Annotated in this window: 11 protein-coding genes and 2 pseudogenes; 4 read left to right on the top strand and 9 right to left on the bottom strand. The window is 68.1% G+C overall.

The annotated features are described in order from the left end of the window. Nucleotides 1-4: 4 nt before the first annotated feature. Nucleotides 5-2305 carry a UvrD-helicase domain-containing protein gene (locus tag R4Z62_RS27985; RefSeq protein ID WP_491521234.1) on the top strand — a complete coding sequence of 767 codons (2301 nt, stop codon included), beginning with the start codon at nucleotides 5-7 and terminating at the stop codon, nucleotides 2303-2305. 331 nt (nucleotides 2306-2636) lie between these two features. Here the strand turns inward: R4Z62_RS27985 and R4Z62_RS27980 are convergent, their stop codons facing one another. After that, a complete protein-coding gene (locus R4Z62_RS27980) occupies nucleotides 2637-2834 on the bottom strand; it encodes a hypothetical protein (RefSeq protein ID WP_491521233.1) in 198 nt (65 codons plus the stop codon). A gap of 417 nt (nucleotides 2835-3251) precedes the next feature. Here R4Z62_RS27980 and R4Z62_RS27975 point away from each other — a divergent pair, with 417 nt between their 5' ends. Continuing rightward, nucleotides 3252-3671, top strand: a complete 420-nt coding sequence (locus R4Z62_RS27975; protein WP_491521935.1) for a Scr1 family TA system antitoxin-like transcriptional regulator — start codon at nucleotides 3252-3254, stop codon at nucleotides 3669-3671. Here R4Z62_RS27975 and R4Z62_RS27970 read toward each other — a convergent pair. The 7 genes from R4Z62_RS27970 to R4Z62_RS27940 form a co-directional block, all read right to left on the bottom strand. Next, a complete protein-coding gene (locus R4Z62_RS27970) occupies nucleotides 3652-5397 on the bottom strand; it encodes a GTPase (protein ID WP_491521232.1) in 1746 nt (581 codons plus the stop codon). The genes R4Z62_RS27975 and R4Z62_RS27970 overlap by 20 nt on opposite strands. Next, complete coding sequence (locus R4Z62_RS27965; protein ID WP_491521231.1) at nucleotides 5390-8329, bottom strand: GTPase; 2940 nt, start codon at nucleotides 8327-8329, stop codon at nucleotides 5390-5392. Before R4Z62_RS27965 ends, R4Z62_RS27970 begins: the two co-directional genes overlap by 8 nt. Nucleotides 8330-8331: 2 nt before the next feature. Next, entirely contained in the window at nucleotides 8332-10431 is a 2100-nt protein-coding gene (locus tag R4Z62_RS27960) for an Hsp70 family protein (protein WP_491521230.1), read from the bottom strand. After that, a complete protein-coding gene (locus R4Z62_RS27955) occupies nucleotides 10428-11036 on the bottom strand; it encodes a hypothetical protein (protein ID WP_491521229.1) in 609 nt (202 codons plus the stop codon). The genes R4Z62_RS27960 and R4Z62_RS27955 overlap by 4 nt, the downstream gene beginning before the upstream one ends. Nucleotides 11037-11041: 5 nt before the next feature. After that, entirely contained in the window at nucleotides 11042-12658 is a 1617-nt protein-coding gene (locus tag R4Z62_RS27950) for a hypothetical protein (protein ID WP_491521228.1), read from the bottom strand. A 41-nt stretch (nucleotides 12659-12699) separates the two neighbouring features. Continuing rightward, nucleotides 12700-13134 (bottom strand): hypothetical protein, encoded by a 435-nt coding sequence (locus R4Z62_RS27945; protein ID WP_491521227.1) that lies wholly within the window; start codon nucleotides 13132-13134, stop codon nucleotides 12700-12702. A 173-nt stretch (nucleotides 13135-13307) separates the two neighbouring features. Next, nucleotides 13308-13436, bottom strand: coding sequence for a hypothetical protein (locus tag R4Z62_RS27940; protein WP_491521226.1), 129 nt, complete (start codon nucleotides 13434-13436; stop codon nucleotides 13308-13310). A 233-nt stretch (nucleotides 13437-13669) separates the two neighbouring features. Here R4Z62_RS27940 and R4Z62_RS27935 point away from each other — a divergent pair. Continuing rightward, a pseudogene (locus R4Z62_RS27935) lies at nucleotides 13670-13811 on the top strand (IS5/IS1182 family transposase); the annotation flags it as partial. Nucleotides 13812-13936: 125 nt separating this feature from the next. Here R4Z62_RS27935 and R4Z62_RS27930 read toward each other — a convergent pair. After that, nucleotides 13937-14317: a transposase gene (locus R4Z62_RS27930; protein ID WP_491521225.1), complete on the bottom strand. Its 381-nt coding sequence runs from the start codon at nucleotides 14315-14317 to the stop codon at nucleotides 13937-13939. 1371 nt (nucleotides 14318-15688) lie between these two features. On the opposite strand from R4Z62_RS27930, the pseudogene R4Z62_RS27925 reads away from it, so the two are divergent. Continuing rightward, a pseudogene (locus R4Z62_RS27925) lies at nucleotides 15689-16087 on the top strand (helix-turn-helix domain-containing protein); the annotation flags it as partial. Between the last annotated feature and the right edge of the window lie 2 nt (nucleotides 16088-16089).

Here is a 16089-nt window from a genome sequence, read left to right as displayed (position 1 = left end):
TTCCATGGCCGCCCGGCTCAGCCTGTACCAGAAGGCCGAACAGGAGCTGTACAAGCTCGACCGCTCGGTCAAGGGCAAGTTCTACGACTTCTGCCACCGCTTCCGCGAGGACCCGGACCACCCCGGCCTGGACCTCAAGCCCCTCAAGGGCGACGGCCGGGTCTTCCGCGCCAGGATCGACCCGTCCTACCGCGCCCTGCTGGCCAGGGCCGGTGTCGACGACAAGGGCCAGGAGAACTGGCTCGTCATCGCGGTACGCCACCGCAAGCACGTCTATGAGGAACTCTCGGTCGCGATCAACAGGATCACGGGCGAGATCGAGTTCGTGGACCTCTCCGTCGTGGGCGGGAGCGTGCTGCAGCGCGCGGGCATCACCCTCACCCCCACCGAACCCGAGCCGGCTCCGGAACCCGCACCCGAGCCCGCGCCGGCCGTCGCCGAACCCCTCCTCACCGGTGTCACCGCCGACGACCTACGAGACCTGGGCGTCGCCGACCAGCTCATCGACCTGGCGCTCGCCGTCACCGACAGCGACGAGCTCGACCAGCTGGTCGCAGGCGCGCCGCTGCTGTCCAAGGACATCCTGTACGGGCTCGCCGCCGGCATGTCCCTCGACGAGGTCCGCAAGGAGATCACCGCCCCGGTCAAGGTCGACCTCGGCCAGGACTACGAGCAGGACCTCGGTGCCGCGCTCGCCCGCACCACCGTCACCACCATCGACGCCGACATCCAGGCAGCCCTGGAAGAGGGCGACTTCCGCGCCTGGAAGGTCTTCCTGCACCCCACCCAGGCCAGACTCGTCAACCGCGCCTACAACGGGCCGGCCCGCGTCTCCGGCGGTCCGGGCACCGGCAAGACGATCGTCGCCCTGCACAGGGTCGAGCACCTCGCGCGGCAGCTGTCGCCCGGGCACAACAAGCCCATCCTCCTGACGACGTTCACGAAGAACCTCACCACCGACCTGCGCGCCCGGCTCGCCTCACTGATGGACCCCGAACTGCTCGCCCGCGTCGAGATCGCCCACATCGACCAGCTCGCCGCGCGTGTCCTCAGCGAGAACGCCGTCAAGGGTGCAGCCAGGCAGCGCGTCTACGACAGCGCCGCACTCAACGTGCTGCGCCAGTTGCTGCTCGAACTCGACGAGCGCCGCTGGGACGCCGAGTTCCTCTACGAGGAATGGGATCAGGTGCTCCTCGGACAGTCCATCGGCAACCGGAAGGCGTACTTCGAAGCCCGCCGCGCCGGCCGCGGCCGTTCCGTCACCCGGCCCGAGCGGGCCCAGATCTGGAAGATCCTGGAGCAGTTCACCGCCCGCCTGGACAAGGAGGGTCTGGAGACCTGGGGGCAGGCCGCCGAGCGCGCCGCCCGCCTCGAGATGGAGCGCGACGCCAAGATCAGGGCCCGGCAGGAACACAAGGAAGCCGTCGGCGGCAAGGACCTCGTCCACCGCGACGACGGCTCCGGCATGCACTTCCTGCACCACCGCTACCGCCACATCGTCGTCGACGAGGCCCAGGATCTGCGCGCCGCCCACTGGAAGATGCTACGCGCCATGGTCGCCCCCGGCGCCGACGACCTGTTCATCGCCGGCGACACGCACCAGCGCATCTACGACCAGCAGGTCACCCTGGGCACCGTCGGCATCCACATCCGCGGCCGCTCGTCCAGGCTCACCCTCAGCTACCGCACCACGAAGGAGATCCTCTCCCGGGCCATGCAGGTGGTGAACCTCAACGGCAAGAAGCTCGCCTACGACGACCTCGACGACAGCACCGACAACCTCGACGGATACCGCTCCGTCCTGCGCGGCCCCGTGCCCGACCTGGTGCCCTGCGTCTCCTGGGACGACGAACTCGAACGGCTCGCCGCCACGCTGACCGCCTGGCGCGAGGAGATCGCGACGGGCAACGGCGGCACCGGCCCGCGCCGCGACCCGCGCGGCAGCATCGCCGTGTGCGTCGCGGAACGGGACATGGTCAGCCAGGTGATGTTCCACTTGGCCACCAAGGCGGGGATCACCGTCGCCGAACTCACCAAGGACGGCCCCAAGGGCGACGGCGAGGTGCACGTCGGCACGATGCACCGTTTCAAGGGCCTCGAGTACCAGAAGCTGGCCATCGTCGGAGCCCGCGACGGCGTCATCCCCCGCACGGCGGTGATCGAGCGCTACCGCACCACCGACCCCCAGCGCTGCGCCCGCGAGGAGCTCAGGGCACGCTCGCTGCTCTTCGTGGCCGCGACCCGAGCCCGCGACGCCCTCCACATCAGCTGGCACGACAAGCCGAGCCCGTACCTGCCGATCTGAGCCGAGTTCCGGGTCCGGGGCATTCGGGAGGAGAACACGGTCATACCGTGCCCCAACGCCGGGGTGGCGACGCGGCCCCAGGTCAGTGCGCACTACAGGGCGGCCTCCGCACACGTCTTGGGCCCTGCTCCCCCGAAGCTACGGCGAAGTGACAAGTAGCTCTCTATAGCAGATCCTGGATGTGCTTGTCAGCGTTTTTGATCTTCTGAGCCCATCAGGGAGCGCGTTCTCGGCGAGTTTGATCCGGCCCATGGCTACTGGAGGGAGCGCGGGGTGCCGCAGGAGTGGGGCCGAAGAACCAGATCGAGGTCTGGAGGCTGCTGGAGGAGGATCAGGAGCGGCTGCGGAAGAAGTCGGGGACGAACCGGTTGGGGTAGCGGACCGCCCCGCTGTACGAGCGGGCCCGTTCCGCCGCCGGCGTCCTGGCGAAGACGCCACGCATGACGTACGCCACGGCGACGGTGTCCACGGCGGCCAGGAGGACGTCGACCGCCGGCCGCACCCGCGCCCACACCGCCGCGGTCGCCATCCGCGCCCACTCTGCGAGCCGCGGCTCATCCCCATGCCCGCCCTGACTCCCGACGCCCCGCGTGCCACCGCCGAACAACTCACGGCGCGCCCCGGCACGAGCAGTGCGTCTACGTCTGCGACATCGTCTGGAACGAGTGGCGGTCCGTCGCTGGCGGGGATGGTTCGGGAAATCGGTCTCGCCGGTGGTTCAGCTCCGCCCGGACGGTCTCACCGCCCGGGGGGTAAGGGTCGCTGGTGGCCGGCTTGTCAGTCTTGGTCGTGGAGGCCGTGGATCCGAAGTCGCCTCCGCCGCTCGCGACGGAACCGACGATGCCGATCAGGACGAACAGTGCGACGACATCCCACGGGCACGACGACTTGTTTGCGTTGCGCGATTTAAATAGATCTGTTGCCGACGCCCACGCCTCTTCGGTCCGTGTGCACCCGGCCGCGTGCGGGGAGCAACCGGGCCCGTCCGACAGACTGCGGACCTTCGGTGCCGTCGTCCAGGCCCTGCGTGTTCCGGGTTGAGCAGGGCGGAGCTCGGGGAGTTGCTCTGTTTCTCCAACCGCACGGTCCGCTGCTGTCGGAGGCGCAGGCGGTCGCCCGGCCGCAGCGACAGAGGATGCTGTACGAGCGCCACGACGTTCCGTTCAGCTTCATCGTCGAGGAGCACGTGTTCCGGCGGAGGCTGGGCGGTACCGGAGTGATGCGTGGGCTGTTCGACCACGCGCTGGAGCGGGGCGCGGTACGCGGGGTTCGCGGCGGGAGCCCGAGTCGCGTTCGTCCCGGCGGTCGCGTGACCACGTTCACTGCCAGGACACCGGCCCGCCGGGTCAGTCGGCGGTCGGCCTGACAAGCTTCTCTGCCTCGGCGCGGAGGCTCTTGATTTCCTCCAACGCTGTTTCACGCACAGCCGTGATCTCCGAACCCGGCTTCGTGAGCCCGCTGAGCGACTGCTCCACCTCCGCGATCCACTCGTTCAGGTGCTGTCGGCCAGCGTCAGTAAGACAGGTCCGCTGTCTGCGTGCTTCTTCGTCGTAGTGATCCCTGATCATCTTCCGGCGCTTGTTGAGCGTCCTCCACTTGCCTTGGTCCTGCGCGACACTCAGCAAGTCCATCGTCGGCCCCATGGCCGCCAGCACCCACTGCACCTTGCCAGCCGCACTGGCGACCTTGTCGGTCGCCTTGCCTTTGCCCCAGGGCTTGAACTTCTTCGGACCGTTGGTGATCTTCCCGTTGGCGTCGAGCAACTTCTGGCCGACTCTGCTCTTGTTGAGCCAAGCGGCGATGTCGGAGGCCACGCTTCCCTGCTCGCCACCGCCGTCCGCGACCTTCACGACCCATTCGTGCAGCGTTCCCGTGGCCGCCTTCGCGGCCTTCTCCGCGGCTTCCCTGACCGCACGTGCAAGCGGTGATTCGTCATCCGGGGACGCGTCGATCGTCGTCTCGGGTGCGTCGAGGTCGTTCACCCAGGCTTCAGGCTCAGGTACTCCGATTCCGTACTCGGAGACCAGCGCATCGAACGCTGTCCGCATCGATGAAGCGAACTTGGCGTCGAACTCGGCGCTCGCACGCATCAGTTCTTCGACGACATCACCAGCGACGCCGACGGAGACCTTGTCATCCTTCTCCGAGACGCCGGCAGCAAGCCTTCTTCCCGCTGTTCTGAGTTTGGCGGCGACGACGTCGCTTCCCCTCTCCAGCGTGCTCAGCACACCCTCCTTCGCCTGGAAGATCGCGTCATCGACCTTCTTCGCGGTCTCCGCGGCCCTGAGTTCCTCGCCGTCCAGCACCCACATCCCCTCGGCGTCCGCCAGAACCCGGAGGAGTTCGAACGCCTGCGCCCGGGGCCGGACACCGCTGACACCAGGCGCGGTGATTCTCCGCAACTCGGCTGTGAGGGTGTCGATGCCGCTCTCCGCGACAAGCAACTCACGCTGAGCGGCCGTGAGGTCGGGGTCGTTGACCGCATCGACGTAGTCGCGGGCGTCGGTCGGGACGATCGGGACACGGTCGGCGAAGGGACCGAGCCGCTCGCGGATCTCGTCGAGGATGACGTCCCGATCACTGTTCTCGGCGTTCATCTTGTTGACGACGACCACACTTCGGTCAGCGAACCCGTCGGCGTCGAGCGCACGCAGAATCGCCCCGGTCTCCGCTTCGCCCGGTAGCTCGCTCGTTGTCACGATCATCAGGGCGTCAGCGCCACGCACACCTCGCCGCGCCGCGTCGGAATGCTCGTCGTTGCCCGACAGCGTGCCAGGCAGGTCGACCAGCGTCACGCCGTTCCACCGGTAAGGCGTCGCCTCGTGTGTCTTGGGGGCCGCGTCGACGAGTTCCTCGACCTCGGACGGCGGGAGCCGGAGCAGCGCCGCGATGAGCGTCGACTTCCCGGCGCTGTACGGGCCCAGGAGCGCGATGCGCAGCGGACTCGTGTCCGCACGGGGCAGGCCCTCTGCCAGGTCCCGAGTCCGCGGGTGAGCGTTCAGGACACTCTCAGCCCGTGCACTCAGCGCGGGTACGAAGGCGTTCAGGCCCTCGTCGCTCTCCGCTGCGTCAACCGGATTGCCGTCAGTCATCTGTGTTCCCATCGTGTGCACTGCGGATCTCGATCCGCTCGGTGAGGACATCCGCGAGCCGCTCCTGCAAGCACGCCCACACATCCGCGACGCTGGACGCGTCGGTCCAGACGCGAAGTTCGACGCCTGGCGTTCGCCGTGCCGAGCGGACGGTCGCCGGATCCCTATCCGCAAGGGTCAGGAGCCGACGCACCAGTACGAGGTCGATCGCATCAAGGGCGGAGCGCACGCCCGACCGCAGCTGACGGAGCTGCTGGAACCGGCCCCGTGTGCGAGCGATGTCCGCGAACTGAGCTTCGAACTGGACACCAACCTGAGTCGTCGTGTCGTCAACGATCCGAGCCACCTGTGCTTCGCGCCCGCCGAACACCTCATCGAGCCTGGCCTCGGCTGCGGCCGTTGTCTCGCTGCTCCACTCGTCCCTCGCCTGTCGCAGGCGATCAACCTCGCCGCTCACCGCCTTCGCCGCTCCGACCAGGGGCGTCAGTACGTAATCCGCGACCACCACGGGAGGGGGAGCCAGCTTCTTGGGGATCCCCTTCGCGGCGACGGAGCCCAAGAGGGCTGCCCCCGCCCCTTTGGCGGCGGCCGCGCTCACGCTGCCGGCCTTCGCGTCAGGACGCGGTCGTACTTCCAGGTGCTCGTCCTCCTGCGGATCCGGGGCGCTTGCCCGCGCGCGCAGAACCTTCCCCCGTTTCCGCGTCTCCCGCTCGAGCTCACATTCGAGACTCGAGACGAGTGCCTCCAGCTTCAGACCGGTGACGAAGTCGCTCCACCGCTGCGCGTGATCCGCGCCGCCCAGCTCCCGAACCACTTCCGGCAACCGCTCTTTGGCACGGTGCCGCTCGGCTTCGAGCCGGTCGCGTGTGTTCCGGCCCACGGTCCGGAAGGCTTCGAGCAGCCCGGCTTGTTCACTCGGCGCCGAGCGTTCGAGTTCGCCAAGAGCGAGGTCGATGTGGGGGAGTTCCTCGATCAGCCGACCGTGGATCGCGGCGAGCGGCGTCCGTACGCCTTCGGCCAGCCGGACGGCACGAAGGGGAATCGCGCGCTCGGCCAGGAGCTGTTCGAGGGAGCGCTCCAGGTCCGGAAGCCTGCTCGCCCGAAGGGCCTTGTCCGCCAGCTCGCGATCCTCTGTGGACAGCGCCTCGTGCGCGGCGCCGGAGTGGACCGCGAGGATGACGGGCGGCGCGACTCCGACCGCTGTGGCGACCTGTTCGATCCGGGCGGCGTGCCCGGCCACCGACTTGAACTCTCTGTTCGGGCGTTCGGCGAAGAGCTCAAGACGGACAGGCGTGTTGACCAGTCCCTTCACATTGACGACAGCCAGCAGAGGTTTCCCCGAGAGAAGAAGCCGCTGGAGTTCGGCGGACTCCTCCTCGCGCAACGTGTCGGCGTAGTTCCAGATGACCGCGTCGGCGACGTCGCACGCGGCCTGGGCATGCTGGGCGTCGAAGTCGTCGTCCTTCGCGGCGACGCCGGGCGTGTCGAGGTAGGTCACGGAGCCGATATCGAACGCGGAGGTCTTCCGTGTGGTGCGGTGTGCGCCTCGCCCGATCCCGGTCCGGTCCGCATCGCGCGTGAGGGCTTTGCGGAGCGTGGTCTTCCCGGACTTGGTCCTGCCGACGATGGCCACGAGCAGCCTGCCTCTGACCGCGGGCAGGGGCCGTATGGCATCGCGCAGTTCGCGCTCGAGTGTTCCGATGCGACCGATGACCCCCAAGAGGTCCTCGCTCTCCATCGCGTGCTCGGAGTACGGCGTCCGCTTCAGGTCGGCTTCCACTTCGGCCCGAAGAGCGGACTGGATATCGCGGTAGTCCGAACGGCTCGTGTCCACTGCCCCGGACGGCAGCGCCAGTTCCCCGACCAGAGGATCGAGGGCTTCACGGAGTCCGGGATCGGCTCTCCGTGCGTCCATGGCCGCTGCCACGCGGTCGAACAACGCGGCGTTCCTCGTGTACCAGGACTCCAGAGCGCGCAGCTGGTCGGCGTCGTGCCGGGAGGCGACCGCCAGGAGCCCTGTCACGAGCCGTGCGGCCGAACTCTTGGCAGGTGGCGCGGGCAGGGAAGCGATCGGAGCCACGGAGGCCGTCACTGCGTGTTCGATCACAGCCCGCGCGTCGTCCGCCGCGAGCAGCTCCAGAGCGCTTCCCGGCACGGCACCGGTGTCGCGGGCCTCGATCGCCCACACCAAGGCGTCACGCCGGTCGGATCTGAACCCGGACCGCGCGTCCGGCCCGAGCCAGCGCCACCACCCTGGTCGTACAGAGAGGAACGCTTCGTAGGCCTTCTCCGCCGCGACGAAGTCCCGCACCTTCTCAAGCCGCGTCACCAGATCCCGGTTCCGCAGATCCCGCGCTGCCGAGATGCTGTGCTGGAGGACGAGTTCCCGCGCGGCTGCCGCCTGCCGGATGATGCGAGGACGGCTCAGATCGGCCAGCGCGCTGTCGACATCGATCTCGCGGATCGACTGCCAGATCTCCTCGGGCCAGTCCTGGCCCGCGCGACTGCATGGTTCAAGGGCTTCGGGCAGCAGCCGTTCCGCGACCGCCACCGCCGCGAGGTCCGACCGAAGCGCGTCCACCGGCACACCATCAAGCGTACGAAGACGAGGCAGTAGTCCTTCGAGGTGCGTCAACTCCCGCAGGGCTCTGGCCTCTCCCAGCGTCGGAATCCCGCCCCGGGCTATGGCCAGACGAACCAGTTCGTGTTCCTCGACGCACGCCGCCACGGCCTCTGAGACCCACGGAAGAGTGCTCCCGGACGGAGGCAGGTCGGAACACCCGCACGCCTGGGCCACCGTGTGCAGGTTTTCGGCGAGCCACCGGAGCGCGGCCTGCCCGGCCATGGCGTCGACACCCAACGGTTCGAGCAGGAGGGCCAGCATCTCGGTTCGGAGGCTCGTCGTCCTGTCGTGCACTGCCCGGTCACTCACCGCTACTCCTCATGAGGGCGGTGGTACCGGAACGTGGGGAGCGGGCCGGGGCCCGGGGGAATCAGGGCTTGGGGCTGCCGAGGCACCGTCGCCTGTGCGATCCGGTGGCGGGGCGGCACGCAGGTGCGCGGCGTGAACACCCACCTGCCCTGGGTCAGGGTGGCCCCGAGTACCCGGTCCTTGTTCCGCAACCAGGAGTATCTGCCCTGCAGTTCGACGTAGTTGTCGTTGGTGACGACGGTTCCGTGCGTGTCCTCCGCGATCGCTGTGACAAGCGCGTCGCCCTTGCCCTCGGTTCCGGCCGGAGGCTGGATGAGGTCCCCCTTGCCGAGCGCCGCGGCGACCGCCGCGCGTTCCTCCTCCGCGACCTTGTGCCGGAACGTGGCATCGACGACCACATGGAGCACGGCGTCGGGATACCGCGACGTGAGGGCGTCGCGCGCGGACAGCAGCTGGGCGTAGGACGGCCGGTCGTCGTTGCCGTACACACCGGGTTGCCGCGGTGATCTGCCGATCCACGCCAGGTTGGAGCCGTCCACCACGAGCACCGCGGGACCCGGGCCCGTGGCTCGCTTCCGCATCCGTGCCAGCAGTGGGCTGGTGATCGTGGTGTTGCCCGCGAGCAGATCATCGAGTTCCCGGCGTACCGCTGGCGTCGGACCGCCGGAACTGAAGCTCTTGATCTCCTCGTTCAGCACCTCCTCGCCGGTGCGCTCAAGGGTTGCCCTGACGTGCAGGAGGCCGTTCGTGTCGTACGTGTACTCCAGTAGGAAGCGGGAGTCCTCACGAGCGCGCGGATCCGCGTAGGTGAGACGGAGATTCGTCAACTGCACGTTGTCGGGGTGGTCCAGGGGCCGGTCCGGGTCGCCTTCCCAGATCTCCACGGCGAGGCTGCGGGCGTTGTCCCGGCGCGGCGTGTAGTTCTTGCGCTCCTTCCAGGGCAGCGGCGAGTTGCGCGGGATGATCTGACTGAACTTCCGCTGTCCGGTGTCGTCCATGACGACCGTGCCCAGGGCGTGGCTCGTTGCCACCTGGATCACGCCGTCGGCCTCCCCTGACAGCACAGCCGCCGCGATGGAGGCGCCGCGGGCCACCGTCGTCATGGGATCGCACAGGTCGACACCGACGGGCTGCTGCTGCATGACCTCGGCGACCGCCGCCCGCACGCTCGGGATGTGGCTCGTGCCGCCGATCATCAGCACCGCGTCCACGTCCAGCGGCGCCATGTGCAGGTCGGTGAGGCACTGTTGGACCGGCACCAGAGCGCGGTCCACGAGGTCGGTGATGGCGTCCTCCAGTTCCTCCTGCCACACCTCGACGACGTCACCGTCCGGAGTTCTGACGGTGACCGAGTCCTCGGAAGACAGGCGGATCTTGCTGCGCTCCACGTCAAGACCGAACTGCCGCTCCTGCGCGGGCGTCCACGCCGATCGCGCCGCAGCCCGTTCGAGGACGAGGTCGCGCAGCCGACGGTCGATCTCGAGACCGCCCAGCTCGGTGACACCCCGTGACGCGAGCTCCTCGAAGAAGCCGTCCTGGTAGTCGAGCACGGTGACGTCGATCGTGCCGCCACCCCAGTCGAAGACCAGAATCGTGCGGGCCTCCTGCAACTCGTGCACGTACGAGATCGCGGCCGCAGTCGGCTCGTTGAGCAGAGCCAGGACCTCGATTCCCGCGAACTGCGCTGCGGCACGCGTGCGGTAGCGCGCGGCACCCGTGGCGTTGGCGGGCACGGTGATCACGGCGCGGTCGATCGCGGTGAGGTTGTGCTCCGCGCCCTTCCGCATGGCCTGGAACACCCCGGCGGCCACCGTCGTGGCCGCGAACCTGCGGCCATGGATCGTGACGTACTCGTCGCTCTTGAGGAGTCGCTTGCAGGCCTCGGCCGCCTCCTCCGAGCGAAGCTTGGCCTCCCAGCCGAACAGAGCGCCCCGGCGCAGCGAACTCATGCCCACCACCGACGGAAAGAGATACTCGAAGCCGGGATGGCGCCAGTCGGCGTCGATGTGGTGAGCGTCCAGCAGCAGTACGTCGGCGTCGTCACCCAGCCACTGGGCGACGACGGAGTTGGTGGTGCCGAAGTCGATCCCGGTGGCGGTCACACGCCCTCTCCGTTCGCCGTGTCGTCGTCACCGGTGGGGTGGTCCGCTCCGTCCGGCACGGGCAGGCGCCGCAGTTGTCCCGACAGCACCAGCTTGCCGGTGGACTGGTCCACATAGGCCGGACGCAGCACCTCGAACGCTTCACCGTCGCCTTCCACCACCACGAACAACTCGCGTTCGCCGTCCGGTGAGTCCACGCAGCGCACGCCTTGGTCCAGCAGGGCGGTACGGATGCCCTTCCGAAGCGAACGGGCGCTCTGGTTGGGCGCGCCCGCCAGCAGATCGACCTCGACCATCCGGGCCACGTACTCCTCCCGGGAGCGGAACGCCTCCAGCACGGCCTGACGCAAGGCAGCCGTCACAGCGGCCTGTGTGGGCCGCTCCTGTTCCGGGAGCGCCGTCAGGAGCTCGGTCGCCCGCTCGGTGAAGCGGGAGAGCAGCATCGGGGGACTGAGCAGTTCCTCGGGGCGGTAGTAGGTGAGCTGTGAGTCCTCGGGGGCATCGGCTGCCGCCCGCCGCTTCTCCCGTCGATGTTTCAGACCGTTGTTGCCCTTAGGGGTGACCCTCGTGGGCGCCGCTGTGGTCTTCCGCCGGCTGCGAGGCACCTTTTTCACTGTGTGTGCATCCTTGCGTTGCGATCGGGGCGCCGAGGCGCGCTGAGCAGGTGGGGCAGCAGACCCGCCATCGCCCGCTCTCGCACGAGCGCCAGGCTCTTTGGGGACTGAGGCGTCGTCCGCCTGGTCAGCGGGGCCAGGGGCGGGACCAGACTGACCGGCACCTCGTCCGGAAGCGCGAACACGTCCAGGTCGAGCGGCAGCACGAAGAAACCGGACCAGACCTCGTCGCGCTCGGCGTCTCTGATGCGTTTCATCGCGCTGTTGAGCCGCGCGCTCATGTCCACGTCGTGCACATGCTCCCGGCGGAGGTCCCGGTAGCGCGTCTCCCAGCTCTCCGCGCCGTGGGGCAGCCCAAGGTCCAGATAGGGATTGGACGCCGCCGGTCGGTCGTTGCGGGGAACCGTCCGACGCTGCCGGACCATGCGGAGGTTGGACTCGGCGGACGTGTGCGATGCGCTGATCTCCTCCAGGACGGCGGCCGCGGCGTCCAGATCCTCCCGGAGCAGCAGCGTGTACGCATGGAGGTTGAGGGCCTCGGCCCGGTAGGCCGGATCAACGGTCTCGAACGACACCAGTTTGTCTGTCTGCGCCGACGCTCGCACGAGGTCGTTCAGACACAGCAGGTCGTAGGCCTGACGCAGGGCCATGAGCGCGTGCAGCGGCGACCGCGCCGGGTTGACGGCCGCCTTGGGCTCCCACAGAGAGAAGATGAGCCGCCACAGGCCCCTGTCCTCCCATATGTCCCGGTCCCAGTGGCCGACGGCGACTCCGTCCAGGAGCCGACGCAGCCGGAGGACCAGATCGCGGGGCAGGCTCCACTCGAGCTCCTTCACCACTGAGGTGTCGCCGTCGGCAACTCGCTCCAGGAGGTCGTAGACGTCACCGGCCCGGGGCAATGGCTCGTAGCCTGCGAGGAACGCGTCACGCCGCTGCCGGGCGGTCCACTCCAGCGCGGTCGCCTGCTCGGTGGTCACCTGATCGGGAACCAGCCGGGCCTTGAGGTACGTGTGCTCCACCTCTTCGGCCCGGTACTGCCAAGGCTGGTGCTCCGGGCCGACCGCGCCGGCGTCTATGAGGTCATCGAGGATGCTGATCGGTATCCAGGGCAACACACGCGGCAGCATGCGAGGCGGGAATGCGATGGCTGTGCCATTCGCCGCGAGCGCGGTGAGGAGAGCGAAGGCCCCGGCCGGGTCCTCGCTCCCGGGAACGGCGAGTGTGTTGTCTCCCGATGCCAGGGCGGTGAGCCGTTGCTCCCCGACCTCCGACAGCCACAGGAAGCCGCCGGCGTGGACCGCTGTGAGCGTCGTGGCAACCGTGGCCGGGTCAGCCTGTTCGAGGACGTCCCGCACAGCGGGGAGCAGCCGGTCGTCCGGTTCGTCGCGCAGGGCGTGGGCCAGGGCGTCGTGCGTCGCGTCGTGTGCGAAGGAAGCGAGTTGCTGGAGTACGGCGTGGGCCTGCAATACCGCCTGGGCTCCGAACACCCCGACCTTTCGCCACCTGCGCACGGTGAACCCGTCGACTCCCGCGGCCGCGCTCTGGGCGTCCCGGCGCTCCCTGAGTGCCTTCAGCCGTTCCCGCTCTCGGGCCACGGCCTCGGCCCTGCGCATCGAAGCCGACTGCCCCGGACCGCTTGCCGACGGCGGGCTTGTCACTGTCTGAGCCCTTCGTGGCGGGGGCCGTGGCCCTGAGACGAGGTGAGGGGCGAGGTGTAGGTCTCGCCGTCCGTGAGGGGCTTGTCCAGGCTCAGGCCGGCGGTGGCCGTGCGGTCGTACTCCATGAGGACGAGCCGCTTGGTGCGGTACTCGCCGTACTTGGCGATCTCGTTGTTCTTCAGGCCACCCGACTCCGACTGGAAGGTCTCCAGGATGTAGTCGGTATCTTCGGCGGAGATGCCGTACAGGTGGAAGAAGCAGGCTTCCGATTCCGTACGCAGTCGGATCCGTCGTGCTTCGTCCCAGCGGAACGGTTCACCCGCGTCGCCCAGGTCGTGGGCGAGGAGGGTCACGTCGTAGGCCTCGTAGGCGAGTTCGCTGCCGATGACGCGCCCGATGCGGAATCTGCCGTCGACGAGCTCGTGAGTCACTGCCGCTCCTCTGTTCTCTGCACGCGTCCCACCGTCCCCCGGGTGAACGCGCCCCCCTCTGCACGCTGCCGCGCGGCCCATCATTTCAGAACTGAGGGCGCGACGCGGTCGTCGGTAGACGGTGCCGCCGAACGCCTGTATCACTGAGGTGCGCCATCGCGTCCACAGCTCGGTCAGCGACAGCTCGGTGCGCTGGGCGAGCAGGTCTGGTCGGCGGCCTGGCAGGCCAGCGCGTAGTCGGCCCGCTCCCCCGGCGGGTGCCCCTGCCGTTCCTCGTAGTTGGCGGTGAGGGTCCGCCGCATGTTGAAGCAACTGATCTACGCAGACCCCTACCCGCTGTGCTCGCAACCGATGGAGCCCAAGTTCCGCAGCACCGTTCCTGCCAGTCGAGATGGCCTCGGCCATGAGGCGGTCGTCCCCGCGCCCGTGGGGGTAGCTCCCCACGCAATAACCTCGATGCGGAGCAGTCGCTGTCGTCCCCGCGCCTGCGAGGGTAGCTCCCGCCAGCGTCGTCTTGGACCAGTACGCCGTGGGTCGTCCCCGCGCCTGCGTCGAGGCCCCCTTCTCCCGCGTGAAGAATTTACAAGATCCTCCGCGACTGCCGGCAACGCGGCGACAGCCTCCACCGCGCCGTCCAGGCAGTCGCCCGCATACGCAACCTCGCCCTCGCGGCATGACCGCACAGCCCCGGGCACCCACTCCGACCTGCCTGATCACGGCCTTTTGCAACACCCTTCAGCCGGAGCCGCATAACCCGTGTGCAGGGTCAGGGGTCAAGGCCCATTGAGACGACCGCAAAAGTTCAGCGCCGCTCCGCCAGAAATGGAGCCGGTATGTGACTCAAGTCCCGGCGGTCCTCCTGAACCAGCCGGTAGACCTCACGGGCCACATACCGGTTCAGGCAACGGATGACCTCCCGCTGCGTCTTGCCCTCCATCACGCGTCGCTCGTAGTACGCCTGAGTCCGCGCATCCCAACGCAGCCGACTCAACACGATTCGGTGCAGCGCAGCGTTCGCCCGCCGGTTCTCGCCGCGATTGAGCCAGCGATGCTGCCTGTTCCCGGACGAGTACTCCACCGGGCTCGCTCCGCACAACGCGGCAAATGCCTCACCGCGCAGGCGGCCGTTGTCGTCACCCATGGCGGTCAGCAATACCGCTGCGCTATGCGGGCCGATGCCCACTGCGTCGATGGGAGAAGAGATAGCGCGACAGGTCCGCGCCGTAGTTACCGGAGGATTCCGCTCCGGCGCGACGGATGCCACCCAAATGAGTCGCCCAGGCGTGCAGGTGCTGATAACGACTCACAGCGGCCGGGAAACGCTCGATTCCCAGAGTTCTTTCGGTCACGGCAAGAACGGCCGCAACACGAAAATCGCCATGCATTTCCACTCCGAGTACCGCCTCCGTGGCGCCCGAGGGAGGTTCTGTGGAGCGGGCAGATTCTGGTGAAATGATCGCCCTCCATTGGTGGTTCACCATGTTCGCAGTGCCGTCGGCCCGGACAAGCGGTCACCAGTGAGAAAGTGCACGTACGCCGTGCAAGACAGTGCTCTGGACACGCTTGCCCGACCCTGCGCCCCAGCGCACCGCCCGACCCCGTGAACGACGCAGGATCATCAGGAAACTTTGGTCCAGAAATATCAGGAGTCAGCTCCGACGCTGCGACGGTACTCCTCCATCTTTCCCGCCCCCCCCGCCCGCCGTACACACAAGCACTCCCCCGTGACAGGCACATTGATGCGCGGCAGTGCTCACGCCCTCAGGGGCGCGAGATCGCGCCCTCTTGAGAGACCACACGCCCGCGCACGCTGCACGCATGGGCGGTCTGCATTCCCGCATGAGTCTGATAACTGCGGGCATGAAACAGGCTCGATACCGACGGTGGCGGACGACACTTCAGTGCCGCCATGATACGGCGATCTCTTCACATCGCCTTCTCCACCAGCAGCAGGGGCGATGCTCCGCTAAAGCGCGGGGCGGCCTGGGATAACGGACGTGAGGGCCCAGGCCACGGGAACATTTCAGCGAACCGTCGGTTAGCCAAACCGGCAGCTTCGCGGACAATTGAGGGCTACCGCGCTTACCCGGCCTGCGCACTGCATACCTGACACGAAGCGCCCCCAACGAAAGAAGCCGATGCACATACGGGAGAGTGGGCCTGTGAGCGCCCAATATTGTCTGCGCACATTCGTGCCACATGGAACGGAACGGGGAGCGTGGAGGGCGCCTCAAGGGCGCTTGGATTCTCACGGGCCAAGGGATACGACCTGATCCGCAGCGGGCAGTTTCCGTGCCATGTGCCGCGCATCGGGCGTAAGACACGTGTCGTCACGGCGTTCCTACTCCGCGTCCTCGAAAGCGGAGATCTGACTACAACAATGCCCGCGCCAGATGCCCCCGATCCCTAGGCCAGTTACTGCGGCCTCCACCTACAGTAACTTCCGGCGGGACCTCGTCGTCTCATGGACGCCCCTATACTGACTTCGGCTCGTCAGGGTGAACTTCGGCGAAGTCCCTGATGGGTTCGGAGTGGCTCCTGTATCCCGTGGTGGGTGAGGTATGCGGATGGGGGCAGACTGACCCCTGCGGGACGGCAGCGCCGGGAGTCGGTGCGGATGCAGGCGGCCGAGCTGTTTGAGCAGAAGATCAAGCCGCCGGGGGTGGCACGGCGCCTGAGGGTGAGTGCGAAGTCGGCCTACCAGTGGCATCAGTTGTGGCGGGACGGCGGCGTGCAGGCGCTGACTTCCCGTGGCCCGAGTGGATCGCGGTGCCGTCTGTCCCCGCGCTGCCTGGAGAAGTTGGCCGCGTATCTGGAGCAGGGTCCGGCCGCCCATGGCTGGGTGGAGGACCAGGTGTGGACCGCATCGAGGGTGGCCACGCTGATCGGCAGGAAGTTCCACGTCTCCTACAGCGTCTCGGGTGCCACTCGGCTGATGCACCGGCTCGGCTTCTT

This window comes from Streptomyces sp. PL-25 (assembly GCF_058344915.1).
Note: the sequence above shows the minus strand (reverse complement) of the source record. Positions and strands in the feature narration are given on the sequence as shown.

What these genes read in the sequence shown, in the direction of transcription:
- R4Z62_RS27950 (WP_491521228.1), bottom strand. Translation starts at nt 12,658, where the DNA reads ATGCGCAGGGCCGAGGCCGTGGCCCGAGAGCGGGAACGGCTGAAGGCA.
- R4Z62_RS27970 (WP_491521232.1), bottom strand. Translation starts at nt 5,397, where the DNA reads ATGACTGACGGCAATCCGGTTGACGCAGCGGAGAGCGACGAGGGCCTG.
- R4Z62_RS27980 (WP_491521233.1), bottom strand. Translation starts at nt 2,834, where the DNA reads ATGGCGACCGCGGCGGTGTGGGCGCGGGTGCGGCCGGCGGTCGACGTC.
- R4Z62_RS27940 (WP_491521226.1), bottom strand. Translation starts at nt 13,436, where the DNA reads ATGCGGCGGACCCTCACCGCCAACTACGAGGAACGGCAGGGGCACCCG.
- R4Z62_RS27985 (WP_491521234.1), top strand. Translation starts at nt 5, where the DNA reads ATGGCCGCCCGGCTCAGCCTGTACCAGAAGGCCGAACAGGAGCTGTAC.